The organism is Saliniramus sp. (assembly GCF_035311605.1).
Lineage (GTDB): Bacteria > Pseudomonadota > Alphaproteobacteria > Rhizobiales > Beijerinckiaceae > Saliniramus.
Window position 1 is genome coordinate 22,766 of sequence record NZ_DATGCW010000033.1, and the last position, 22,613, is coordinate 45,378.

At 63.3% G+C, this 22,613-nt stretch carries 20 protein-coding genes; 12 read left to right on the plus strand and 8 right to left on the minus strand.

Going from position 1 to position 22,613, the window contains the following annotated elements; translation table 11 throughout:
* Positions 1-18: 18 nt before the first annotated feature.
* Positions 19-1,101 carry a TRAP transporter substrate-binding protein gene (locus VKP01_RS01715; RefSeq protein ID WP_324409909.1) on the minus strand — a complete coding sequence of 361 codons (1,083 nt, stop codon included), beginning with the start codon at positions 1,099-1,101 and terminating at the stop codon, positions 19-21.
* Between the two features lie 300 nt (positions 1,102-1,401).
* Between VKP01_RS01715 and VKP01_RS01720 the strand changes: the two genes are divergently transcribed.
* Complete coding sequence (locus VKP01_RS01720) at positions 1,402-2,100, plus strand: GntR family transcriptional regulator (protein WP_324409910.1); 699 nt, start codon at positions 1,402-1,404, stop codon at positions 2,098-2,100.
* Between the two features lie 276 nt (positions 2,101-2,376).
* On the opposite strand, the gene VKP01_RS01725 is transcribed toward VKP01_RS01720, so the two are convergent.
* Positions 2,377-3,039: a TetR/AcrR family transcriptional regulator gene (locus VKP01_RS01725; protein WP_324409911.1), complete on the minus strand. Its 663-nt coding sequence runs from the start codon at positions 3,037-3,039 to the stop codon at positions 2,377-2,379.
* Between the two features lie 141 nt (positions 3,040-3,180).
* On the opposite strand from VKP01_RS01725, the gene VKP01_RS01730 reads away from it, so the two are divergent.
* From VKP01_RS01730 to VKP01_RS01765, 9 genes are all read left to right on the plus strand, one after another.
* Positions 3,181-4,671: an AMP-binding protein gene (locus VKP01_RS01730; protein ID WP_324409912.1), complete on the plus strand. Its 1,491-nt coding sequence runs from the start codon at positions 3,181-3,183 to the stop codon at positions 4,669-4,671.
* Entirely contained in the window at positions 4,664-5,827 is a 1,164-nt protein-coding gene (locus VKP01_RS01735) for a thiolase domain-containing protein (protein ID WP_324409913.1), read from the plus strand. The genes VKP01_RS01730 and VKP01_RS01735 overlap by 8 nt, the downstream gene beginning before the upstream one ends.
* Positions 5,820-6,197: a Zn-ribbon domain-containing OB-fold protein gene (locus VKP01_RS17350; RefSeq protein ID WP_414706490.1), complete on the plus strand. Its 378-nt coding sequence runs from the start codon at positions 5,820-5,822 to the stop codon at positions 6,195-6,197. Before VKP01_RS01735 ends, VKP01_RS17350 begins: the two co-directional genes overlap by 8 nt.
* Positions 6,190-6,987 carry an enoyl-CoA hydratase/isomerase family protein gene (locus VKP01_RS01740; protein WP_324409914.1) on the plus strand — a complete coding sequence of 266 codons (798 nt, stop codon included), beginning with the start codon at positions 6,190-6,192 and terminating at the stop codon, positions 6,985-6,987. Before VKP01_RS17350 ends, VKP01_RS01740 begins: the two co-directional genes overlap by 8 nt.
* Before the next feature lie 36 nt (positions 6,988-7,023).
* Entirely contained in the window at positions 7,024-8,157 is a 1,134-nt protein-coding gene (locus tag VKP01_RS01745) for an ABC transporter substrate-binding protein (RefSeq protein WP_324409915.1), read from the plus strand.
* Positions 8,158-8,222: 65 nt separating this feature from the next.
* Complete coding sequence (locus VKP01_RS01750; protein WP_324409916.1) at positions 8,223-9,119, plus strand: branched-chain amino acid ABC transporter permease; 897 nt, start codon at positions 8,223-8,225, stop codon at positions 9,117-9,119.
* A gap of 10 nt (positions 9,120-9,129) precedes the next feature.
* On the plus strand, positions 9,130-10,887 hold the full coding sequence (locus VKP01_RS01755) for a branched-chain amino acid ABC transporter ATP-binding protein/permease (RefSeq protein WP_324409917.1): 1,758 nt from the start codon (positions 9,130-9,132) through the stop codon (positions 10,885-10,887).
* Positions 10,884-11,591: an ABC transporter ATP-binding protein gene (locus tag VKP01_RS01760; protein ID WP_324409918.1), complete on the plus strand. Its 708-nt coding sequence runs from the start codon at positions 10,884-10,886 to the stop codon at positions 11,589-11,591. Before VKP01_RS01755 ends, VKP01_RS01760 begins: the two co-directional genes overlap by 4 nt.
* A 591-nt stretch (positions 11,592-12,182) precedes the next feature.
* Positions 12,183-12,641, plus strand: coding sequence for a hypothetical protein (locus VKP01_RS01765; RefSeq protein ID WP_324409919.1), 459 nt, complete (start codon positions 12,183-12,185; stop codon positions 12,639-12,641).
* A gap of 21 nt (positions 12,642-12,662) precedes the next feature.
* Here the strand turns inward: VKP01_RS01765 and VKP01_RS01770 are convergent, their stop codons facing one another.
* From VKP01_RS01770 to VKP01_RS01785, 4 genes are read right to left on the minus strand one after another with little or no spacing between them, the layout of a single operon-like run.
* Entirely contained in the window at positions 12,663-13,283 is a 621-nt protein-coding gene (locus VKP01_RS01770) for a hypothetical protein (RefSeq protein WP_324409920.1), read from the minus strand.
* Positions 13,276-16,275 (minus strand): sarcosine oxidase subunit alpha family protein, encoded by a 3,000-nt coding sequence (locus VKP01_RS01775; RefSeq protein WP_324409921.1) that lies wholly within the window; start codon positions 16,273-16,275, stop codon positions 13,276-13,278. The genes VKP01_RS01770 and VKP01_RS01775 overlap by 8 nt, the downstream gene beginning before the upstream one ends.
* Positions 16,272-16,553: a sarcosine oxidase subunit delta gene (locus VKP01_RS01780; protein WP_324409922.1), complete on the minus strand. Its 282-nt coding sequence runs from the start codon at positions 16,551-16,553 to the stop codon at positions 16,272-16,274. The genes VKP01_RS01775 and VKP01_RS01780 overlap by 4 nt, the downstream gene beginning before the upstream one ends.
* 10 nt (positions 16,554-16,563) lie before the next feature.
* On the minus strand, positions 16,564-17,814 hold the full coding sequence (locus tag VKP01_RS01785; RefSeq protein WP_324409923.1) for a sarcosine oxidase subunit beta family protein: 1,251 nt from the start codon (positions 17,812-17,814) through the stop codon (positions 16,564-16,566).
* Between the two features lie 170 nt (positions 17,815-17,984).
* Between VKP01_RS01785 and VKP01_RS01790 the strand changes: the two genes are divergently transcribed.
* Positions 17,985-18,977, plus strand: coding sequence for a GlxA family transcriptional regulator (locus tag VKP01_RS01790; protein ID WP_324409924.1), 993 nt, complete (start codon positions 17,985-17,987; stop codon positions 18,975-18,977).
* Here the strand turns inward: VKP01_RS01790 and VKP01_RS01795 are convergent.
* Both VKP01_RS01795 and VKP01_RS01800 read right to left on the minus strand, forming a co-directional pair.
* Entirely contained in the window at positions 18,962-20,359 is a 1,398-nt protein-coding gene (locus VKP01_RS01795) for an MmgE/PrpD family protein (protein ID WP_324409925.1), read from the minus strand. The genes VKP01_RS01790 and VKP01_RS01795 overlap by 16 nt on opposite strands.
* 39 nt (positions 20,360-20,398) lie before the next feature.
* The gene (locus VKP01_RS01800; RefSeq protein ID WP_324409926.1) at positions 20,399-21,295 is read right to left on the minus strand and encodes a LysR family transcriptional regulator; all 897 of its coding nucleotides are present in this window, start codon (positions 21,293-21,295) and stop codon (positions 20,399-20,401) included.
* Positions 21,296-21,399: 104 nt separating this feature from the next.
* Here VKP01_RS01800 and VKP01_RS01805 point away from each other — a divergent pair.
* On the plus strand, positions 21,400-22,613 hold a 1,214-nt coding region (locus VKP01_RS01805), incomplete at its 3' end, for an FAD-binding oxidoreductase (RefSeq protein WP_324409927.1).

Here is a 22,613-nt window from a genome sequence, read left to right on the forward strand (position 1 = left end):
TGTCTTGTCGCCGGCGCGTCAGCGGGCTTCGAAGTACGCTTCGATGATGGCGCGCGATTCCGGGACATTGTCCATGAACTCTTGCCACATGGGCTCGCTGATCTCGAGCAGGGCTGCCGCGAGTTCGTCGCTGGGCGTGGTGATGATGATCCCGTTATCGGCCAGAATAGCCAGTTTTTCCTCGTCCTCTGCCCGCGCTACGTCCCAGAATTCTTCCTCCATCTCATTTGCGAGATTTTCGATCGCCTCCTGATTTTCCACCGACAGGTCGTTCCAGGCATCGAGGTTGACGTTGACCATGATCGCCGAGCCCTGCCAGTTGAAGCGGTTCATGTAATCCAGGAACTCCCAGAAACTGCCATCGACGCCCGAACTCGAAGATGTGGTCACACCATCGATCGCGCCGGTAGCCAGTGAGGGCACAACCTCGCCCCATGGCAACTGGATCGGCGAGGCGCCGAGCGCCTCGAAGAAGCGCGCGCCCATGGCATCGACGACGCGGATCTGCACACCGCTCAGATCATCGAGGGTTGAGACCTGCTCACGCGTGTAGACGGCCTGGCCGGGCCAGGGCACCATATAGAGGATCTTCTGATTGTTGCGTGCGGCGACCTCGTCGTAATGAGCCCGCGCCTCGCTCTGGAGAAGCTCCAGGTCGTCGAATGAAGGCGCCAGATAAGGCAGCGATTCCATGCCGAAGATCGGCTCCTCGCCAACTTGCTGATTCAGCAGGATATCCGCGATCGGGACGATCTGATCACGAACCGCTGCGAGCAGTTCGGGACCCGCGAGACCAAGCGCACCGCCTGGATGCAGGTTGATAACGACTTCCCCGTCGGTGGCTTCTCTGACTGCTTCGGCAAAGCGATAATGATTCTGGGTGTGGAAGTTCCCCTCCGGCCAGACGATCGCCATATCCCACTGTGTCTGGGCACTGGCGGTGCCGATTGTGGCTGACATCAAGCCCGCAGCAGCGAGTATCGTGAGCGCATTGGTGTGTTTCATGACCGTTTCCCTCTTATCCTGACCCTGGCAAATCGCCGTCTGCCGCAAACAGTGCGCCGATAGCGGAGGCGACCAGATCTGCGGCCCGACCGGCATGGAACATCGTGGCTTTTCCGACTTTCCTCTGGTCCCTGCCTTGAAGAAGGCTAGCGGCGTGGTATACCATGCGTCAACCAAACAAATGCCAATCGAACAGTCACTGATGTGCAATTGTTTCGCCTGCTGCACCCTTTTTGGGCAGGCATCTGAGCCGGACTGAATTATTTTGAGGAAACTGGAGCGCTTTTCGGGGTGTCGATGATCGACGCGCCTTCCAGATCATTTCTTTTGTGCGTCATTCCATCCGGCAAACGGGGCATTACGCCAACGGAATGATACTCAACAGGGAGTTGGTACATGCATGACGATTTCACGGATCGCTTGTCCGCAAGGGCCTATGACGCACTCTTGCGCATGATTCTCGACGACACCCTGCCGCCGGGGACCTGTCTGAGCGAACGTGACATCGCGTCCCGCCTGGACATGTCACGAACGCCGATCCGGGAAGCGTTTCTGCTGCTGGAGAATGACGGGCTGCTGGCGAGGCTCGGCAACAATCGCGGCTATTGCATCAGGGAGCGTCGGATCGAGGATTTCATCGATTCCCTGGAGGTACGGCTGATTCTGGAGCCGGAGGCTTCCGCCCGCGCCACGGGCCGCATGGAGCTTGCGCAGATCGTCATGTTACGGGATCGCATCCGCGCACTCATCGAAGCAGCGGAATCAGGACGGGGGGTCACGAGGGACTCGTCGCGGGTCATCGACGACATGCTGCATCAGGCGATCGCGCGGGCGACGGGCAATCAGCACCTATCTGATATCATTTCTGCATTGCGCAGACGCACGGTCGTCTTCGATATTCAGAGCTTGCCGGAGAGAGCACTCGACAGCTGTCACGAGCATCTTGCAATTCTTGATGGGCTCGAGAACGGGCCTGCGGAGTTGACGCGCGAAACAATGCGCACCCACTTGGTCGGTGTGCGCGAGAGCATCATCGCCCATCTGACGACGCGCCCCAAACCTTCGCAGGCCGGGACCCGGATGCTGTCCTGTTGACACGCCACGTTCCACTGACCCCACCATGCAGCGGTTGTACGCCACCTCAAGACTGCGCCGATGATGGACGCCGCTGGAGTTTTCCTGGTTTATTCAGCCGGAAGCCGTCAGGCTGCAATCCACCCATCGCCATCACTGGCGACTATCCCGGCTTGCTGAAACCGGGAAGTGCTTTGCCAGCGTCGCGATCGCGGGCCGAATCAGGACGGTCAGGCCCTGGCCAAGAAAGACAGAAACCCGAAAACCGTTCCCATAATTGTTGTCGATTCTTTTGGTTCAGTCCAAAGCTGGTGCTGCGACAAGACTACGCTTCAACAAGCGTGCAAATTCCTCCACGATTTCATCCGGAGTGTGGGGGCCATATTCACGATACCAGAGCGGGATCCAGTTGACGGCACCGAGAATGAACAGGGTGGCGAGTTTGGAGTTTGACGGTTCGATGCTTCCGTCGCCAATACCCTTCTCGATCAGGGCCCGCGTTGCCTCGCTGATCTCCGAACGGCGGGCGACGACAGCGTCACGCTGTTTCTCAGTCAGGGAATCGACATCCGTCAGCACCGCGCAGGTGCCGAATTCCCCGAAGATGCCCTGCATGTAGCGTCGCAGATAGACGATGACTTTCTCGCAACCATTGCCGTGATGGTTCTCAGCCAGATTCAACCCGGCCTCGCCATGATCCATGGCCCGGTGGTGACACTCGAAGAGAATGTCCTGCTTGGTGGAGAAGTACTGATAAACGGTCGGTTTCGTCACACCCAGCGCACGGGCGACATCGTCCATCGACGTATTGGCAAAACCACGGCGATTGAATGCGGCCGCAGCAACACCGATAACGGCCTCACGCTTCTGACGTCGCTGGGCGTCCTTATCAAAAATCAATGACGGATTTGCGGAACGGACTTGCCCCCGCTGCGAAAGATTCATTCGTTCATTTCCCATGTCACGCAATTCCCGTCGTTTGGCAGCGGGCTTGCACGATATCAAATTCGTGCTAACCTGACTTCGAAGTATACCAACTTTACTCGCTAGTAAGGCAAGCTCATGAATTTGGCAAGCCTGATCCAAAACGCCGCACACAGGATGCCCGAAGCTCCTGCCATCACGGATCGCGGGATGGTCACGCGGTACGGTGTGCTCGTGCAACGGACGGCAGCCATAGCGGGCGCGTTGCGCAGTGCCGGCCTTCGCCGAGGTGACCGTATCGTTCTGGCGATGGAGAATTGCGGGGCCTTTCTGGAATCGCTTTTTGCCATCTGGGGAGCCGGGCTTTGCGCCGTCCCGGTCAATGCAAAGCTTCACCCGCGCGAGATCGAACATATCGTCCGCGACAGCGGTGCACGCTGGATGATTACGACACCGGGCCTCCACGGCAGCCTCGCTTCGCTGCTCGACGAGGTCGAGACTCTTGAGCACATCGTTTGTGCCGGCACCGATGATTTCGAGCAATTGACGCGCGCCGATCCCCTTGCTCCGGTGGAGGTCGCCCCAACGGAACGGGCCTGGATCTTCTATACCAGTGGCACGACCGGTCGTCCAAAGGGCGCCATACTCAGTCACCGCAACCTTCTTTTCATGTGCCATGCCTACTACGCGGATGTCGATCCGGTCGATGAACGCGACGTGAAGCTGCATACGGGCCCGCTCTCGCACGCATCCGGGCTGTTTGCGCTCCCACACATGTTGCGAGGTGCGCATCAGGTCGTGCTGCCGGGTTTCGACGTCGGCGCGATCGCGGACGCTCTCGACAATTACGATCGTGTCACGATGTTCGCCGCGCCGACCATGCTGACACGGCTTGTGCATTCGCCCATCGCGGAGCATCTGCGAACCGAGGGTCTCAAGACGATCTATTACGGGGGCGGGCCGATGTATGTCGCAGACCTCCGGCGAGCGCTGGATTTGTTCGGACCCCGTTTGTTCCAGATCTATGGCCAGGGAGAATCGCCGATGACGATCACCGGCCTCGAGCAACGCATGCATGGCACCGGACTCGGCGAGGACGATCTGCGCAGTTGCGGTCCGCCCCGCACCGGTGTTGATGTCCGCGTCGTCGATGACGAGGGGCAGGCCCTGCCTGACGGTGAAGTGGGCGAGATCATCACCCGCAGCGACTGTGTCATGGAAGGCTACTGGAACAACCCCGAGGCAACCGCGTCCGCCCTGCGAGACGGCTGGCTCTATACCGGTGATGTCGGGAGCATGGATCGCCGCGGTTTTCTGACCCTGCGGGACCGATCGAAAGACATGATCATTTCCGGAGGCAGCAACATCTACCCCCGCGAAATCGAGGAAGTTCTCTTGCGGCATCCGGATCTCGTCGAGGCATCGGTTGTCGGACAGCCCCACCCTGAATGGGGTGAGGAAGTCGTTGCCTTCGTAGTGGCGCGGGAGGATGCCGTGTTGAACTCACAGGACCTCGATCAGCTGTGTCTGTCGAACATAGCCCGTTTCAAGCGCCCAAAGCATTACCGGTTTCTCGAGAATCTGCCGAAAAACGCCTATGGCAAGATCCTGAAAACCGAGCTGCGCGCCATGCTTGAGGCCAGCAGGGGGGAGGGCACCGATGCGTAGGGTATTTGTCGCCGGTATCGGATCAACGGCCTTTGGAAGGCATTCCGGTACGGATATCGAGGCGCTGGCGATCAAGGCAGGCGACGCGGCCATTCGCGAGTCCGGTGTTTCACGCAAGGAGGTTGGTGCGCTTTATCTCGGCAATTTCGTTGCCGGGCCTCTCGTCGGGCAGGAGGTACTCGCGGGACTTGTCGCCGATGGTCTTGGCCTCGGCCAGATTCCCTGCACCAAGGTGGAAGGCGCCTGCGCCTCCGGTGGCATCGCCTTCCGGCATGCCAGCCTTGCGATCAGCACAGGTGCCTGTGATGTTGCGATCGCCGTCGGTGTCGAGAAGATGACCGGTGCCGACACACCAACAGTCACCGCCGCCCTCAATTGCGCAATGGACAACCGTGCCGATGGTGTTTCCGGTCTGACCTTTCCCGGCCTCTTCGGCCTCGTCTGGAAATTGCACGCGGCTCGCTACGGCACAACGCGATCCGATGTTTCAAGCGTCGTACGCAAGAACAAGGCCAATGGTTTGCGCAATCCGCTGGCGCAGATGGCGGCTCACATCGATGATGAGGCCATTCTGAATTCCGCCCTGATCTGCGATCCGCTTCGTCTGTTCGATTGCTGTCCGGTGAGTGACGGTGCGGCGGCAGTCTTGCTGGTTTCCGAGGAGGTTGCACGCGCATGCAGCACCCCGATGGTCGAGGTTGCGGCCTCCGTACAAACCCGCGGCAGTGCCCGTATTGCCGGCCATCCGGACCTCTGTTCATTCGATGCCACGGTTGCGGCGGCGCATGCGGCCTACGACATGGCCGGCCTGAGCCCGTCAGATATCGATTTCGTAGAATTGCATGACTGCTTTTCGATTGCGGAGATCGTGGACAGCGAAGATCTCGGCGTCGTCCCGCGCGGGCAGGGTGGAATCTGGGCACGTGAAGGGCGCACCCGCATCGGGGGTGATGTGCCCATCAACCCGAGTGGCGGGCTGCTTGCGAAGGGCCATCCGGTCGGTGCAACCGGCATCGGGCAGATCTATGAAACCGTGCTGCAGTTGCGCGGCGCGCATCCGAACCAGGTCAAGGATGCCGCGATCGGATTGACGCACAATCTCGGCGGAACCGGTGTCGCGTGCACCGTCAACATCCTGAGGCGTAGCGATGCCTGATGCGTTCGAGGAACTCCAAGAAGTGACCGTTCTGGCTTGTCGCGCTTGCGGAGCTCTCGACCCGGGCCCTCGCGAGCTGTGCACGCGGTGCGGAAGCACAGACCTCGAGAGCAAGCGGGTTGCTGGTACGGGAACGCTGGTGTCATCAACCATGATACGGCGTCCTGCGGCCGCCTTCAGGGGCGAGGGGGCCTTTGAGGTCTGTGTTGTCGATCTCGATGCGGGTCCGCGGATTACGGGTCGGCTGATGCCCGACGGGACGCGCGGTCGAGGCACAACAGAGCCAGACAACGTCGAACCAGGACAACGTGTAACCCTCACCGGACAACGTGGTGAGATCCTCTATTTCGCAGGGAACCAAGATGAGTAACGACATCCTCACGGAGAAGCATGGGGACGTGCGCCTGATTACGATAAATCGACCGGCCAAGATGAATTCGCTCGATTTCGCGGCCAACGATGCATTGGTCGAAACGTTTCGTGAATTCGCCGCAGATGATGGCGCACGCGTAGCCGTTGTGACCGGAGCTGGCGACAAGAGTTTCTGCGCCGGCGCAGATCTGAAGACCTATACCATGGACTTTGCCAACCGCAGCGCACCAGAGTTCCGAACGGGCGCTACCGATGGCCCGGGCTTTGGCGGGATCACGCGCAGTCTCGACATCGACAAGCCGATCGTCGCAGCCATCAACGGATACGCCATTTCCGGCGGTTTCGAGCTCGCTCTCGCATGTGACATCCGGTTTTGCTCACCCGATGCCGAATTCGCACTGCAGGATGTGAAGTGGGGGTTCCATGCCTGTGATGGGGGCCTGGTGCGCCTGCCGCAGATCGTCGGGTTGGGACATGCGATGGAAATCGTCCTGTCAGGCGAACGCGTTGATGCCGAAACCGCGTTCAGGATAGGTCTTGTCAATCGTATTCACGAGAAGCCGCGCCTGCTCGAGAAGACACTCGATTACGCCGCGATGCTGGCACGTCGTGCTCCACTCGCACAGCGTTTCGCCAAGGACGTCATGCGGCGTACCTACGGCATGCCGGTGGCGGAGGCGCTGCGTCTCGAATCCCGATCCTTCTACGATCTCGGGCGTACCGAAGATCTCGCAGAGGGGACGACAGCGTTTCGCGAAAAGCGCGAGGCGCGTTTCAAAGGACGCTGAAGCGTCCATCAACAAATGAAGCAGGGGAGGAACGTCATGTCAGGAATCGGCAAAGGAATTGCCGCAATCGGTGCCGCAATCGTTCTGGCGAGCGGCGCATCGGCACAGGAGAGTGTGCGGGTCGGCGTCGTTCAGGGATTGAGCGGCCCCCCGGCCATCGTGGATTTCGGCGAGTCATATCTGCAGGGCATTCGCCTTGCGCTCAAGGACTACGAGGCCAGTGATGCGCAAACCGGGATCGAACTCATCGTTTACGATGACGAGGCCAATCCTCAACGCGCGGTCTCGGTCATTCAGCGCCTGATCCAGAATGATGGCGTATCCGCTGTCATGGGTACGGTGAGCAGCGGGAATGTTCTCGCCTTTGCGCCGGTTCTCCAGCGTGCCGGCATCCCCCTGATTGCGGGTCCGTCAATCGCCACCAACATCACCGCGCAATTCATCGACGAGGATCCGAGCTATATCTTCCGCTGCTCGATGGTGGAGCGCTACCAGATCGACGCCATGCTCGATTGGGCGGTCGAGAATTTCGATAATGTCGGGCTGGTTCATTCGACGACCGGGTACGGGAACTTCGCTGCTGAAGAGATCCGCAATGGAATGGCGGCCCGTGACCGGGAACTCGCCGCAGTCGAGGGGGCTGCGCCCGGGGTCAATGACCTCACACCCCAGATGATCCGCATGCGCGACGCCGATGCACAACTGGTCCTGAATTTCCACGAAAGCTTCGAACTGATCTATCGCCCCATGGCGAGGCTTGATTATCGGCCGGTCATTGCCGGAAACTGGGGTCTTTCCTCACTCAATGTCCTCGAAATTGTCGGACTCGATGCCATCGAGGGTACGGTGATGGGGCAGGCGCTCGATCTGGCGGACCCAAAGGCGCAAGCCTTCGATGCCCGCATGCGCGATGAATACGGCACGTCCTATCGCTGGCCCGTTGTGGCGGCACTCGGTTACGATGCAGGCCAGATCATGTTCGAAGCCGTCAATCGCGTCGGGCGCTCTGATCCTGCCGCAATCCGGGATGCTATCGAGAACATTGACGGCGTCGATGCGATTTCGGCGACACCCTCGGAGCCTTTCGGGCCCGATAACCACGAATGCCTCAATCCCGAACATGTCTTCCTTGGTGTCTGGCGCGATGGCGACGTCGTGCGTCTGCAGTAAGCCGTGACCGACGGTCGGCCCTGCCGACCGTCTCCTCTTCGTCGTCGTGGCTCAAGGGGGCGATCGTGTCTTTGACGAACTTCTTCCAGCTTCTCATCAGCGGGATCGCGATGGGAGCAATCTATACGCTGACCGCTAAGGGGCTATTCATCGCGCATCTCGCGACGCACCGCCTCAACTTCGGTCAGGGTGACTTCATGATGGTCGCAGCCTTCCTCGTGATGGCCTTCCTCGTTGCTGGAATCCATCCGGTGCTCGCCGTGATCCTCGTCGCCGCGATCCTGTGCCTCATGGGCTATCTTCTGGAGCGCATTGCGATCCGCCCACTTGATGCCCTGGCAGATCGGACCACGCCCTACGCCTGGATTCTGACGACGGCGGGTGTGGCGCTGATCCTGCAAAACGTCGTCGAGCTGATCTGGGGCAAGTCGGCCCAGTATGCACCGCCGCTGTTTTCCACGACCCGCGACAGTGTGGTCAGCATCTTCGGTGTCGGTGTCTTCCTCGAAGAACTAGCGGTGATCATTGTCGCCTTCGTCGTTGTCGTCGGCCTGTATTGGTTCCTGTTCAAGACACGTTGGGGCAAGGGCATTTACGCTGTCGCGTTCAACCCCGAGGCGGCGAATCTGCTCGGCGTAGACGTGCGTGGCGTGATTGTTCTCGTCTTCGTGATCGCCTCGCTGCTGGCGGGAATAGCCGGTGTCCTGATCGGCCCGCTCGTTTCATTGCACCCGCATATCGGCCTGATCTTCACGATCAAGGCTCTCGCGGTTGCTTCGCTGGGCGGGTTTTCCAATCCGATCGGAATCCTCGTGGGCGGAATCCTCTTCGGGGTCGCCGAATCGTTTTCGAACTATTGGGACAGCGCCTTTGGTGACCTTTACCCGCTCCTTTTCGTCCTCATCTCCCTCGCGATCAAGCCGACCGGTTTGTTCGGGGAGGTAAAGGCCGACGTGCGCTAGGAGCAATGCGATGACGCGAAATCTCGGCTACCTCTTGGCAATCGGTCTCATCGTCGGGTTCCCCTTCGTGGCACCGAACAGCTTCTATCTCCATCTCGCGCAGATATTTGCCTACACGGCCATTGCGGTGATCGGGCTCAACCTGCTTCTGGGCCTCTCAGGACAGATGTCCCTCGGTCATGGCGGCTTCTACGCGTTAGGCGCGTATGGATCGGCCCTTCTCGCAACGGCGTTCGGCTGGCCGATAGGATTTGCCATTCTTGGCGGCATCGCCCTTGCCGTCGTCTTCGGCATCCTCGTCGGTCTGATCTGCCTGCGGACACGCGGTCTCTACCTTGCCATGGCGACACTCGCCTTCGGTTTCATGGTCGAGATTGCTGCACAACGCTGGACATCGGTGACGGGCGGGGCGATGGGGCTGTTCGGGATACCCCAGCTATATTTCGGTGATTTCCGGATGGGGCCGACATATTTCTTCTGGGTGACGGCGGCATTGTTGCTGTGCGTGCAGATCTCGAGCGACTACATTTTCTCCTCACGCTACGGGCGTCGGCTACAGGCGATCAAGGAAAGCGAGTCGTTTGCACGCACCATCGGATTGAACGTCCCCTTGTGGCGAACCGCGATATTCACGGTAAGCGCAGCGCTTGCCGGACTTGGCGGGGCACTTTTCGCCCATCAAAGCGGCTTCATCAGTTCCGAGGCCTTCAGCATTCGCCTGACCATCGGGCTTCTGATCGCAACGGTTATCGGCGGCCTTGGTCGCAGCTATGGCCCGATTCTGGGCGCGGCCATCCTGATCGCGATCGCCGAAACGATCGCGGCCCTGCACGAAATCGGCTACCTTCTTTACGGCGGCATCCTGCTGATGGTGACGATCCTGTTTCCGGAAGGTGCGATCGGCCTTCTGAACAAGCTGGCCCCGACCCGCAAGGTGAAGGAAGACCCGGGGAACCGAGGCGAAACAGCATCGGGCCGTGAACTGGACATCGCCACGGTGGCGGGCGCCGAGTTGAGGATCACCGGTATATCAAAGAGCTATGCCGGAGTCCTTGCGCTGGCCGAACTGGACATGAATGTCACGCCGGGGTCGGTTCACGCACTGATCGGCCCCAACGGTGCCGGCAAGTCGACCTTCATCAATGTCGTCGCGGGCCTATACCGGGCTGATTCCGGTTCGATTTCCCTCGATGGGGAGAATGTGGTTGCCTTGAATGCGTATCAGCGGGCCCGCCTCGGGCTCGCACGCACTTTTCAAAACCTGCAACTGATCCAGGGCGTGAGCGTGTTGGATAATGTCATGCTCGGGTTGCGCCCTTCTCAGGTAGCGTCCGCCGATTTCCTGCATTGGCTGGCAGACAGGCGGCATGAAGCGCGCGAGCGCACCGAGGCAATGGCAATCCTCGATTATCTGGGGATCGGACATCTGGCTGATCTGCGTCCCAAGGATATCGCCTATGGCCACCGAAAGCTTGTCGAGCTCGCCCGCGCGATTGCCCAGAAGCCGCGCATCATGCTTCTTGATGAACCGGTGGCGGGCCTGAATCCACAGGAAGCCGAGGCGATCGCCAAGGTCATTGCGCGCCTGCGGGAGCGCGGTGTCACCATCCTGCTGGTTGAACACAACATGGATTTCGTGATGTCGATCAGCGACCGGATCACCGTTCTTGACTTCGGACATTGTATCGCCGAAGGCACGCCCGCCGAAATCCAGGAAAACCCGGCCGTGATCAAGGCCTATCTGGGAACCGATGAGGCGGCAGCATGATCACCGTCGAGAACCTCCAGACTTCGATCGGCTCAGTCGATATCCTGCATGACATCTCCCTCGATGTGCCGGCGGGCAAGCTCGTTTGCGTCATTGGTGCCAATGGTGCCGGAAAGACAACCCTTCTGCGCAGCATCTCGAACGTGCTGCCGGCGAAGGCAGGAGAAATTCGCTTCGATGGCCAGTCAGTTCGAGGCATTGCACCACATGTCCTGGCGCGGCGAGGATTGGTTCAGGTGCCGCAGGGGCGTCAGATCATCCCCGATCTCTCGGTGCTTGACAATCTGACCATCGGAGCGTCACGGATTGCCGGGCTTGGCGAGGCTGAAATAGCCGAGAGCCTCGAGCGGGAATTTGCCCGTTTTCCCGTTCTCCGCGAAAGGCGGTCGATTCCCGGTGGCAGCCTGTCAGGCGGCGAACAGCAGATGCTTGCGCTAAGCCGTGCCTTGATGATGCGACCCAAGGCGCTGATGCTGGATGAGCCTTCTCTTGGCCTCGCGCCGCAGATCGTGAAATCAATCCTTCAATCTTTGCGCACCCTTGCCGATGACGGTCTCGCGGTCCTCTTGATCGAGCAATTGGCGTTCCTGGCTCTCGATATAGCCGATGACGCGCATGTGCTTCAGCGAGGCCGAATCGTGATGTCCGGCCCCGCCGCTGAACTTCGCCATGACCGCAGCGTGATCGAGAGCTATCTCTCCTGAGAGACTTGTGCCCCTTCGGAATGCTTTGCTCGGATACGATGTTCCGCAGCAGTGAACTGCCGATCTGTAATCCAGAAAATGCACAAATATGAAAGAGGCGCAAAAGCCTCCTGCGGGTGTCAGTCCAGGCCTCAAGGGAAAGACGAGGGCGATCCGACTCTAACTCGACCCGTCAAACGGTCAGCGCGTTCACGATCCGACCCTCGCCGCCGGGAGCGGGTGGCCACCCGTCCCGGCGATCCGTTCTCGCCCATTCGGCAGAGAAAGTCATAAGACAAGCACGTTCCGACCTGACGGATTCAGGCCGGGCGCTCAAAGTTATTTTGGACGCATCATTTTTCCGTCAGCCGGTATCCACCTGACGGAATGATGCTCCAAAGCCATCATGCCGTCCATCACCTTCGGGGCCGTTTCCATACCGTCCGCTGCTGTGCGAAGAGCATCGATTAGCTGCCGTTCGCGACGGCCTGATCCGGACGGCGGCTATGATCCCAAACCAGACACATCCAGCTTCATCCGGCGACAAAATCACAGGTTCCGGTCAATGCCGGCAGGAGGTGAACGGCATCGCGCTTACTGATCACCGATCGGATGTGGGGGATCTATTGCAAGCCCGATTTCGCTTCCGGCGGCATCGAGGGCGGGGCCATGCCCTGCAAGGTCGACAAGCCCGCCGAAGCCGTGGCGCTCGACCCTTACGGCCCGCAATCCACCGAATTTATCGCTTCCCCGGCCGTCTGCGACATGTGGACCTCGGCGCTCGCCTTCTGCCACAAGCGCTTCGAGGGCAAGGCGGTGCATCACCGCGACGAACATTTCGGCCGTCTCGGCTGCTTCACCCCCGACAGTTTCCCCGTCTTCGACGTGTTTCGCGAAAATTGCTACATCATCGCCGACAGCAATCACGGCTACAAGACGATCGGCGTCGGCGAGCTGGTAGCGCGGGAGCTCCTCGGCACGCCGAGCCCGCTGCTGCAACCTTTCCGCATGGCGCGCTATGCTGTCGGCGAGGTGCGCCCGGTCTCGGCCAGCCCCTTCCCCTGGAGCTGATGCGACGGGTCGCCGCCGGCATCAGTTCCATTCAAGACCGAATTCAGCCGCTGATTCCGTGAGCCAGTGCAGCACGTCCGGCGCGCTGGAGCGCGAGGTGGCGATGGCAAAGCCATTGCCTTCGCGCCAGAGGATCACTCCGATATGGGCGATCGCGGTGATCGCGACCGCGTCATCGGGGAAGGCGCGCGGGTGCAGATCGACGAGGCAGCCCTTGGCCAGCGTCTCGGCTGCGTTCTCACCGCCGATGAGGATCACGGCGCGGGCCCCGGTCTGATCGGTCATCGCGACGAGATCGGGATCGAGCCCTTCGAACCGCCCGGCCTGGTCACCGATATAGAGCCACTGGTCGAGCCCGCTCCAGATCAGCCGCTCCCCGCCGCGTCCGGTGGTGCGGCCCGGCGCGGGTGCGGCCATGCCGAGACGTGCGTGGAGCTCGGCCTGCACGGCCTCGCTGGCATCGCGGCGTGGCGCGAGGCCGATCATGGCTGCGGGATTCCACAAGGCGATGAAGAGATCCGCATCCAGTTCGCAGGGCGCATCACTCGGCATGGCGAGGGGGAGAGCGGGCAGAGGCGCGAGCGGCGTCCAGGAAGAGGCGGATCCAGACGGTTCGGAGCGGGTCGGGCGTTCGTCAACCATGGAGGCGGGCTCCTTCCTTGTCGATGAAGACGGGATCGCATAGGCGCACGGCGATATCCTCGCCGCGCAGAAGATCGACCGCACGCAGCGTCTCGCCGATACGCTCGGGGCCGTGGGCCACGAGGGCGAGGCCTATCCAGTGGCCAAAGTCCGGCGAATGGGCGACGGAAGTCACCCAGCCCTGGTCATATGCAGCGATGGCAGGCTTGTCCGCCGGCAGGATATGCGCGCCGGCGCGCAGGCGCCGCGCCGGATCGCAGGGTGTGATGCCGACGAGGCGCGGGCGTCCCGAATCCGTCAGGGCCGGGCGCAGGGCCATGGCCTTGCCGATGAAATCCTTCTTCTTCGAGAGCATCCGCCCGAGCCCCAGATCATGCGCGGTGGTCTGGCCGTTGAGTTCCGGCCCGGAGGCATGGCCCTTCTCGATGCGCATCACCCCGAGCGCCTCGATGCCATAGGGCGTGATGCCAAACGGTTTGCCCGCCGCCGTGATCGCGCGGATCGCGGCGTCCCCGTATTGCGCGGGCACGGCGATCTCGTAGGCGAGCTCTCCGGAAAACGACAGCCGGAAGATCCGTGCCGGCACACCACCGCCGACCGTAAGATCGCGCACGCCGAGATAGGGCAGGTTCTCAGCCGAAACCGTGTCCGGATCATCGACGATCGCCGCGAGCACGTCCCGCACGCGCGGCCCCGCCAGCGCATATTGGGCAAAGGCTTCCGAGACCGATGTGAGACGCACATCGTCATCGGGGCGGTGCCATTGGGCACACAGTTCCATATGCTGCATCACCCGTGCGGCATTGGCGGTGGTGGTGCTGACGAGGAAATGGTTCTCGCCGATCCGCGCCACCGTGCCGTCGTCGAAGACGAAACCATCCTCGCGCAGCATCAGCCCGTAGCGCGCCTTGCCGACGGGCAGGCTGGAGATCAGGTTGGCATAGACGAAATCGAGAAAGGCCGCGGCATCCCGGCCCTGCACGTCGATCTTGCCCAATGTGGTGACATCGCACACCCCGACGCCGGCGCGCACGGCGCTCACCTCCCGATTGACACTGGCGAGCCAGTCGGCCTCACCTGCGCGCGGGAAATACTGCGCCCGCAGCCATGGGCCGGATTCGACGAAGATCGCCCCCGCCTCCTGTGCCCAGTCATGACCCGGCGTGCGCCGGGTCGGACGGAAATGCCGCCCACGGTGCGGACCAGCGAACGCGCTGATGGCGACGGGGCTGGCCGGCGGGCGGAACATGGTGGTGCCGGTCTGCGCGATGCCGCGTCCGGTGAGTTCCCCCATGATGGCGAGTCCCGGAAGATTCGAGGTCTTGCCCTGGTCGGTGGCCATGCCGAGCGTGGTATAGCGCTTGAGATGCTCCACCGCGCGAAAGCCCTCGCGATGCGCCAGGGCGATATCGGCGGCGGTGACGTCGTTCTGCTGATCGACGAAGGCGGTTTTTGCCTGCTTTCCGGAAAGCGGCGCCTGCCAGAGCGGCACATGCGCGCCGGCGCCGGGCGCCTCGATCGCGGGCAGAGCGGGTGGCGATCCGGAAAAACCGCATGCGGTGGCGGCCTCGATCCCGAGCCTTGCCCCGTCCGCGAGCGCCTGTTCCAGCGAAAACCGTCCCGCCACCGCGCCCGCTACGGTCATCCCGGGAGGGCTGCGCCCGGGTACGAAGGCCGCAATTGCCTCGTCATAGACCGGACGGTCGCCGAGATGGCTGGTCAGGGCGAGATTGGGATTCCAGCCATTGGCGACGAACAACCCGTCACAGGCCAGTTTCTGCTCCGCACCGGATGCCGTGCGGATGGTGATGCGCGCGAGATCGCGCCCGTGCGCCGCCATGATCCGCGCTCCCGCATGAAGCGGGACATCGGCGGATTTCGCCGCCTGCACGAGGGCGGGATCGATCGTCTCACGGCTGTCGATGATTGCCACCGGCGGGGTCTGCGCGGCCATCAGCGCATCGAGCGTGCGCCAGCCATCGTCGCTGCTGGTCTGGATCACCGGCGCCTCGGCGGGCTTCACCGCGTAGCGCGTGAGATAGCTGCGCGCCGCACCGGCCAGCATCACGCCGGGCCGGTCATTGCCGGAAAAGACCACGGGACGCTCGATCGCACCCGTGGCGAGGATCGTGCGTCGGGCATGGATGCGCCACATGCGCTGGCGCGGGGCATGCGCCGGCGCCGTGTCGCGCTGATCCGCGACACGCTCGAGCGCACCATGCACGCCGCCGTCATAGATGCCGAAGAGCGTGGTGCGCGGCATCAGCCGGGTCTCGCGCAGGCTTGCGAGCTCGGCAACGATGCCGTCCACCCAGTCCGGCCCCGCGAGACCGTCGAGCCTGTCGTGCTCACTCAACAAGCGCCCGCCGAAGCGCTCGTCCTCATCCACGATGATCACCCGGGCACCGGTACGCCCGGCGGCAAGCGCCGCCATCAGCCCGGCGGGGCCTGCGCCGATGACCAGCAGATCGCAATGCGCCACGGCCTTTTCGTAATGGTCGGGATCCGGCGCCTGCGCGGCCCGCCCGAGACCCGCCGCGCGGCGGATGAGCGGCTCGTAGACCCGCTCCCAGAAGGCACGCGGCCACATGAAGGTCTTGTAATAGAAACCTGCCGAGAGAAACGGCGCGAGCAGCTGGTTGACGCTGAGCAGATCGATATCGAGGCTCGGCCAGCGGTTCTGGCTCTCGGCGACGAGCCCCTCGTGCAAAGCCACCGTCGTGGCGCGGCTGTTCGGCTCGCGCCGCGCCCCCTCGCCGAGGGTTACCAGCGCGTTCGGCTCCTCCGGCCCCGCCGTCATCACGCCGCGCAGACGATGATACTTGAACGAGCGCCCGAAGCGGCGCACCCCGGCGGCGAGCAGGGCCGAGGCGAGCGTATCGCCGGGGTGACCGCGATAGTCGCGACCGTCGAAGCGAAAACCGATGACATGCGATCGATCGATCAGGCCGCCCTCGGCGAGGCGGCGCGGCTGGCCGGGGCTGCTGCTCACGATCCGGACTCCGCAAGGGTGCGGGCAGCCTCGCGGGCGGGGGCGACTGCCTCGATCGCGTGGCTCTTCGTATCGCGCGTCACCACCAGCCAGGCCCGGCAACCGCCGGCGTGATACCACAATTCCCGATGCCGCCCGGCGGGATTGTCGCGCAGATAGACGTAATCGGCGAAGGCGGCCTCGCCGGCTTCCGGATCCGGTCGGCGGCGCGTGGCGTCGCCCAGACAGCTGAATTCCTGGATGTCACGTTCGCCGCAATGCGGGCAGGGAATGCGCATGGCGAGTTCCTCAATGCAGATTGGGCTGGGCGCCGGCACCCTTTTCATCGATGACACGACCCTGCGCGAAGCGGTCGAGCCGCAGGGCCGTCGCCGCCGGATGCGGTTCGTCACGGGCGATCAGATGGGCAAAGCAGAGCCCGGAAGCCGGGGTGGCCTTGAAGCCGCCATAGCACCAGCCGGCATTCAGATAGAGCCCCGCGACCGGGGTGGTGTCGATGATGGGCGAGCCGTCCATCGACATGTCCATGATTCCGCCCCAGTGCCGCAACAGCCGCAACCGCCCGAACCCCGGCCACAGCGCCATGCCGCATTCGATCACGTCCTCGATGACGGGCAGGTTGCCGCGCTGGGCGTAGGAATTGTAGCCGTCGATATCCCCCCCGAAGACGAGCCCGCCCTTGTCGGACTGGCTGACATAGAAATGCCCGGCGCCGAAGGTGACCACCGTGTCGATCAGCGGCTTCACGCCTTCTGTGACGAAGGCCTGCAGCACGTGGCTCTCGATCGGCAGGCGCAGATCAGCCATCGCCGCGACTTTCGAGGAATTGCCCGCTGCGGCGAGCGCGACCTTTCCCGCCGCGATGAAGCCGCGTGCGGTCTCGACCCCGGTGACACGCCCGGCTTCGCGGCGGATGCCGGTGACCTCGCAATTCTGGATGATATCAACGCCGCGCTGATCGGCGGCGCGGGCATAGCCCCAGGCCACCGCGTCATGGCGCACCGTGCCGCCGCGCTGTTGCAAAAGCCCGCCCTGGATCGGGAAGCGGGCATTGTCGAAATCGAGAAAAGGCAGGCGTGCGCGCACGCCCGCGCGATCGAGCAGTTCGGCATCCACCCCGTGCAGGCGCATGGCATTGCCGCGCCGCACATAGGCATCACGCTGGGCGTCGGAATGATAGAGATTGACCACGCCGCGCTGCGAGATCATGGCGTTGTAGTTGAGATCCTGCTCCAGCCCTTCCCAGAGCTGCATCGACAGTTCGTAGAATGGGAGATTACCCGGCAGGAGGTAGTTCGAGCGCACGATGGTGGTGTTTCGCCCGACATTGCCGCCGCCGATCCAGCCCTTCTCGAGCACAGCGACATTGTTCACGCCGTAGGTCTTCGCCAGATAATGCGCCGTGGCCAGCCCGTGCCCGCCACCGCCGACGATGACCACGTCGTAACGCGGCTTCGGCTCGGCGTCGCGCCACTGAGGGCGCCAGCCGCGATTGCCGGCCAGGCCATGCCTGAAAATCTGGAAGGCTGAGAAACGCATGCAACGGCCCTGAACGGTTGCGGGACGGGATCAACACGGATTGCTGGCTCCTGCCGTCTTGACCTTAAGGCAGATTGCCAGCCATTCTCGCCTCGTTCTTGGCATTTCACGGCATTCCCATGATGAAAACCGGCGAAGCGGCGGCAGAGATGCAATTGGCGAAGGCCCGAATGAAAGGGCGGGACGTGCCCCCGGGCCGCGTCTACGGATTCCTGCTCGTGCCGGGTTTCGCCCTGATGTCCTATGCCTCGGCGATCGAGCCCCTGCGCGCGGCAAATGTCATTGCCGGCCAGCAGCTCTATGTCTGGCGACACCTCTCCTGCGATGCAAGCGGGGTCGCGCGCGCCTCGAACGGGATCAGCATCGCCTGCGATGCGGATCTGCGTGACGCCAATGCCGTGCGTGCGATGCGGCTCGATACCCTGATCGTCTGCGCCGGCGGCAACCCGGTGACCTTCGACGATGTCAGTGTCTTGCGGACCCTGCGCCGTGCGGCGCGAGCGGGAATCCGCATCGGTGGCGTCTCGGGCGGACCGTTCCTGCTTGCACGGGCGGGATTGCTCGACGGCTATCGCAGCACCATCCACTGGGAGCACCAGCCGGCCCTGAGCGAGCATTTTCCCGAACTCGCCATGACCGGCAGCCTCTACGAGATCGACCGGGAACGCCTGACCTGCGCCGGCGGCATCGCCGCGCTCGACATGATGGCGGCCGAGATCGACGCCCATCACGGACCCGAACTCGCCGGCGCGGTGAGCGAATGGTTCATCCAGGGCGGCGCGCGTCCGGGCTCCGGGCCGCAGCGCAGCCATAACCGCGCGGACGCGCCCGCGCCTGGTCGCCCGGTGGCGGCGGCACTTGCCCTGATGAGCGCGCATCTCGAGAACCCGCTCTCCATCACAAGCCTCGCCCGGCGCGCGGGGATCGGCCAGCGCCAGCTGGAGCGGCGGTTCATGAAGGAAATCGGCATCGGCGTCATGACGCATTACCGTATCTTGCGCCTCGAACGCGCCCGCGCCCTGTTGCGGCAGACCCGCATGCAGGTGGTGGAGATCGCCCTCGCTTGCGGGTTTTCCAGCGCGAGCCAGTTCTCCCGCGCCTGCAAGGCCCATTTCGGCCATGCCCCCGTGACCTTGCGCAAAATCCACTACGAAACGGGCTGAGCTTCGGCAAGGAGGGGAACGACAAGAGCGGGATCGGCGAGCGCGGTTATCAGTCCCGCCGGCGCCCCGGCATCCCCGGCCTTCTCAAGATAGCGCCCGAGCGCGGCGAGAAGCCCGTCGAGCGACTTGCCGCGATTGACGGTGACGAGCTTGTCCATGAGATCATGGCGCGTCATCGGATTGGCCGGCTCGCCCCGGGGCTGCGTGACGCAGGCTGTGAAGCGTCCATCGCGCGTCTCGACCATGATGGAGGCACCCGCCTCGCGCGGGAAGGCAGCCTCGCGATCGGGATCGATCCGCAGCGTTACCCGCCCGGCCAGGGCGATGACGGCGGAGTCGGCCAGACTCGCCTCCCGCATCGGCATGAGCGCCTCACTTCCGCGCAACCCCGCCAGCGCGATTGTGAAGGGCAGCGAATATTGCGCCGCCTGCAGGGTCTTCGGCGCCGGTGCATTGGCGAGGCCCAGCGCCCGCGCGAAGGTCGCGACCTCGATCCGCGTGATCGCCTCCGGCGGGAAAGCGTGATCGCGCATCAGATCGAGCAGGGCATCGATCGGGGCATGCGCCCAGCGGCAGCAGGAATAGGGTTTGAAATAGGTGCCAAGGATGCGCGTCTCCCGTCCCAGCCCGGCGATCAGCGCGCCGGCATCGTAATAATCGGGATGATCGACGAGATCGACGGGGCCACTATAGCCGGATTCAGCAAGATCGAGGGCGAGCACGCCGTTGAGGGCGCTCCAGGGAATGCCCTCCTTGGTATGGCTCCCCATCACCTTCGAATAGCCGGAAGCCGACTGGTTCGGCCCGTGAATCCCGGCAATGGCGAGCGCCTGTGTGAGAATCTCGGGAGAAAGGCCCCGCAGGCGCGCGAGCGCGGCGACGACGCCGAAATGCGTCCAGCGCCCGCTCGACATGGTATCGAGGCGGGAGAAATCCCGTGCTGCCGCCATGCGCACCGCGATCTCGTAACCGGTGATGATCGCCGCAGCGGCTTCTCGCGGGGCAGCGCCCAGACGGGCGGCCTCGGCCAGCACCGCCGGCACGATCGCCGCGCCGGGATGCCCCGCTGCCGCGCGATGGCCGTCATCAAGATCGAGGATGCTGGCCGCCGCCGCGTTCGCCATCAGCGCCGCCGCCGACGGGGCGGTCTGATGCGTGAACCAGATCGGATCCTCACCCGCGCCGAAACCGCGTGTGGCGGCAAGCCGCGCCGCGCGCGCTCCCGGATCGCCGGCCCCGCAGATCGCCGAAGCGATGCAATCCACCACCACGTCACCCGCCCTGGCGAAGGCTTCGCCCGGCATGGCGTCCTCGCACCAGCCGAGCGCAAAATCGGCGAGTTCCGCAAGTGTGCCTGACGATCGGGCGGGAGTGCTGTTCATATCGGCCTCGTGTGCTGCCCGTTCTCATGCTGCCCGGGCTCATGTCTCCCGATAACCGGCGACGCGCATGCGCAGATGTTCCAGCAACATCTCCGCAGCGGGATGCGGCGCACCGGCCCGGGCGGTGATGACACTGAAACCGAAAGTCTCGGTGATGTCGAGAGGCAGGCTCACCCCGCCCTTGGCCACGTGATCGCGGGCGGAGAAGGCATCGACGATGCCGATCCCCACCCCGCGCAGGGTAAGCGCACAGACCACGGGCGAGAGTCGCGCACGCATGACGATACGCGGCGGCTGCTCCATGCGTGCAAAAATCTGTTCCAGCGTCGTCCCGGTCGTGGTGGTGATCGACAGGGCAATGAAATCACGATCGGCCAGATCGCGCATGCGGATCAGCTCGCGCGCGGCCAGCGGATCATCGCGGCGCATGACGCAGCGCAAAGGCGCGCGCTCATGCGTCAGCAGCCGGATTTCCGGCGTCTCGAGAATCGGGGCCACGAAGCCGAGAATGGCCTGACGCCTGGCGACGAGGCGCGCCACCGATTGCGTTGAGGAGGAAAGAATCTCCAGATCCGGCAGATTTCCGGCGCATTTCATGTCGGCCACCACATCGGGCAGCAGGTTCATGGACAGGGCGGGCATGGCGGCGATGCGCAGGCGATCGCGCCGTCCGCGCCGAATCTCGCGCGCGGCGATCTCGATTTCCGACAGCCCGACAAAGGCCCGCTCCACCTCACCGGCAAGCGCATGCGCGGCCTCGGTGGGGCTGACACGGTTGCCGATCCGGTCGAACAGATGCAGCCCGGTCGCGGTTTCGAGATCGCGGATATGCCGGCTCACCGCAGGCTGGCTGACGGAGAGTTCGGCGGCGGCGCTGGAAATTGATCCCGAGCGCATCACCATGAGGAAAGCTTCGAGGGCGCGTTGACTGAGCATGGCCCAGCATAACATTTCTGTATGAAAGCGGAAGTATCTGCTATTTGCATTATTGTGAATCATCCCGCACCATCTCTTATTAACAAACGCGAGGGGGACATCGCGTGGCAGGGAAACAGGGGATCAGCGGAATCCAACCCGCATGGGACGGCGCCGGGGTAGAGCTGCCGGAACGCGTCGATGTCGTCGTCATCGGCGGCGGCGTCGCCGGTGTCGCGGCGGCGTTGACGTTGGCGGAATGGGGCATCCCGGTTCTTTTGTGCGAGAAGGGTCGCATCGCCGCCGAACAATCATCCCGCAACTGGGGCTGGATCCGCAAGCAGGGCCGCGACCCGCGCGAATTGCCACTGATGCTGGAGGCGCAGACCCTGTGGCGGCGTCATGCACAGGCGCTCGACACCGATATCGGCTTCCGCCAGGCCGGCTGCACCTATCTGTGCGCCGACGAGGACGAACTCGCCCAGCGCGAGAGCTGGCTGGACCATGCCCGCGCCTTCCAGATCGGCTCGCGCATGCTCTCGCGCAAGGAGATGCAGGACCTGCTCGGCGATGGTGCGGGGCGCTTTCGCGGGGCGCTCCACACCCCCGACGACGCCCAGGCCGAACCCGGTCTCGCGGTTCCCGCCCTGGCGCGGCGCGCGGCGACGCTGGGAGCCCATATCCGCGAGAATACGGCGGTACGCTCGATCCAGCGCACAGGCGGTCGTGTGAGCGGCGTCGTGACGGAGCACGGCACCGTTTCCTGCGAGACGGTGATCCTCGCGGGCGGCGTCTGGTCACGGCCCTTCATGGAAAATCTGGGTCTATCCCTGCCGCAGCTCGCGATCCGCTCTTCTGTGATGCGCACCGCACCGGCGCCGGAAATCGCCCCCGGCGCCATCGGCGCCTCCGGTGCCTCGATCCGCCGGCGGATGGATGGCGGCTATACGATCGGGCGCACGGGCGCGGCCCAGTTCGAGATCATCCCGGCCGCCTTTCGTCATCTGTTCGCCTTCCTGCCCGTTCTGCGCAAGCGCTGGCGGATTGTCGATCTGGCCGTTGGCAAATCCTTCTTCGGCCCGCTCGGGCATCACCGCTGGGGCGATGACGGCCCCTCCCCCTTCGAGGATGTGCGCATTCTCGATCCCGAGCCCAATCAGAAACTGCTGCGCTCGGTGATGGCATCCACGCGCGCGCTCTACCCGCAACTCGCGCAGGCGCAGCCCCTCGAGAGCTGGGCCGGCATGATCGACGTCACACCCGACGAAGTGCCGGTGATCGATCACGTGCCCGAGATCCCCGGTCTCGTCATCGCCACGGGCCTGTCCGGCCACGGTTT

Excerpts from the sequence above, each read along its gene's own strand:
- VKP01_RS01795 (WP_324409925.1), bottom strand. The coding sequence starts at position 20,359 with ATGAACAGCACTCCCGCCCGATCGTCAGGCACACTTGCGGAACTCGCC.
- VKP01_RS01730 (WP_324409912.1), top strand. The coding sequence starts at position 3,181 with ATGCCCGAAGCTCCTGCCATCACGGATCGCGGGATGGTCACGCGGTAC.
- VKP01_RS01765 (WP_324409919.1), top strand. The coding sequence starts at position 12,183 with ATGTGGGGGATCTATTGCAAGCCCGATTTCGCTTCCGGCGGCATCGAG.
- VKP01_RS01740 (WP_324409914.1), top strand. The coding sequence starts at position 6,190 with ATGAGTAACGACATCCTCACGGAGAAGCATGGGGACGTGCGCCTGATT.
- VKP01_RS01720 (WP_324409910.1), top strand. The coding sequence starts at position 1,402 with ATGCATGACGATTTCACGGATCGCTTGTCCGCAAGGGCCTATGACGCA.
- VKP01_RS01790 (WP_324409924.1), top strand. The coding sequence starts at position 17,985 with ATGAAAGGGCGGGACGTGCCCCCGGGCCGCGTCTACGGATTCCTGCTC.
- VKP01_RS01785 (WP_324409923.1), bottom strand. The coding sequence starts at position 17,814 with ATGCGTTTCTCAGCCTTCCAGATTTTCAGGCATGGCCTGGCCGGCAAT.
- VKP01_RS01725 (WP_324409911.1), bottom strand. The coding sequence starts at position 3,039 with ATGGGAAATGAACGAATGAATCTTTCGCAGCGGGGGCAAGTCCGTTCC.
- VKP01_RS01780 (WP_324409922.1), bottom strand. The coding sequence starts at position 16,553 with ATGCGCATTCCCTGCCCGCATTGCGGCGAACGTGACATCCAGGAATTC.
- VKP01_RS01735 (WP_324409913.1), top strand. The coding sequence starts at position 4,664 with ATGCGTAGGGTATTTGTCGCCGGTATCGGATCAACGGCCTTTGGAAGG.
- VKP01_RS01745 (WP_324409915.1), top strand. The coding sequence starts at position 7,024 with ATGTCAGGAATCGGCAAAGGAATTGCCGCAATCGGTGCCGCAATCGTT.
- VKP01_RS01715 (WP_324409909.1), bottom strand. The coding sequence starts at position 1,101 with ATGCCGGTCGGGCCGCAGATCTGGTCGCCTCCGCTATCGGCGCACTGT.
- VKP01_RS01755 (WP_324409917.1), top strand. The coding sequence starts at position 9,130 with ATGACGCGAAATCTCGGCTACCTCTTGGCAATCGGTCTCATCGTCGGG.
- VKP01_RS01760 (WP_324409918.1), top strand. The coding sequence starts at position 10,884 with ATGATCACCGTCGAGAACCTCCAGACTTCGATCGGCTCAGTCGATATC.
- VKP01_RS17350 (WP_414706490.1), top strand. The coding sequence starts at position 5,820 with ATGCCTGATGCGTTCGAGGAACTCCAAGAAGTGACCGTTCTGGCTTGT.
- VKP01_RS01800 (WP_324409926.1), bottom strand. The coding sequence starts at position 21,295 with ATGCTCAGTCAACGCGCCCTCGAAGCTTTCCTCATGGTGATGCGCTCG.
- VKP01_RS01770 (WP_324409920.1), bottom strand. The coding sequence starts at position 13,283 with ATGGTTGACGAACGCCCGACCCGCTCCGAACCGTCTGGATCCGCCTCT.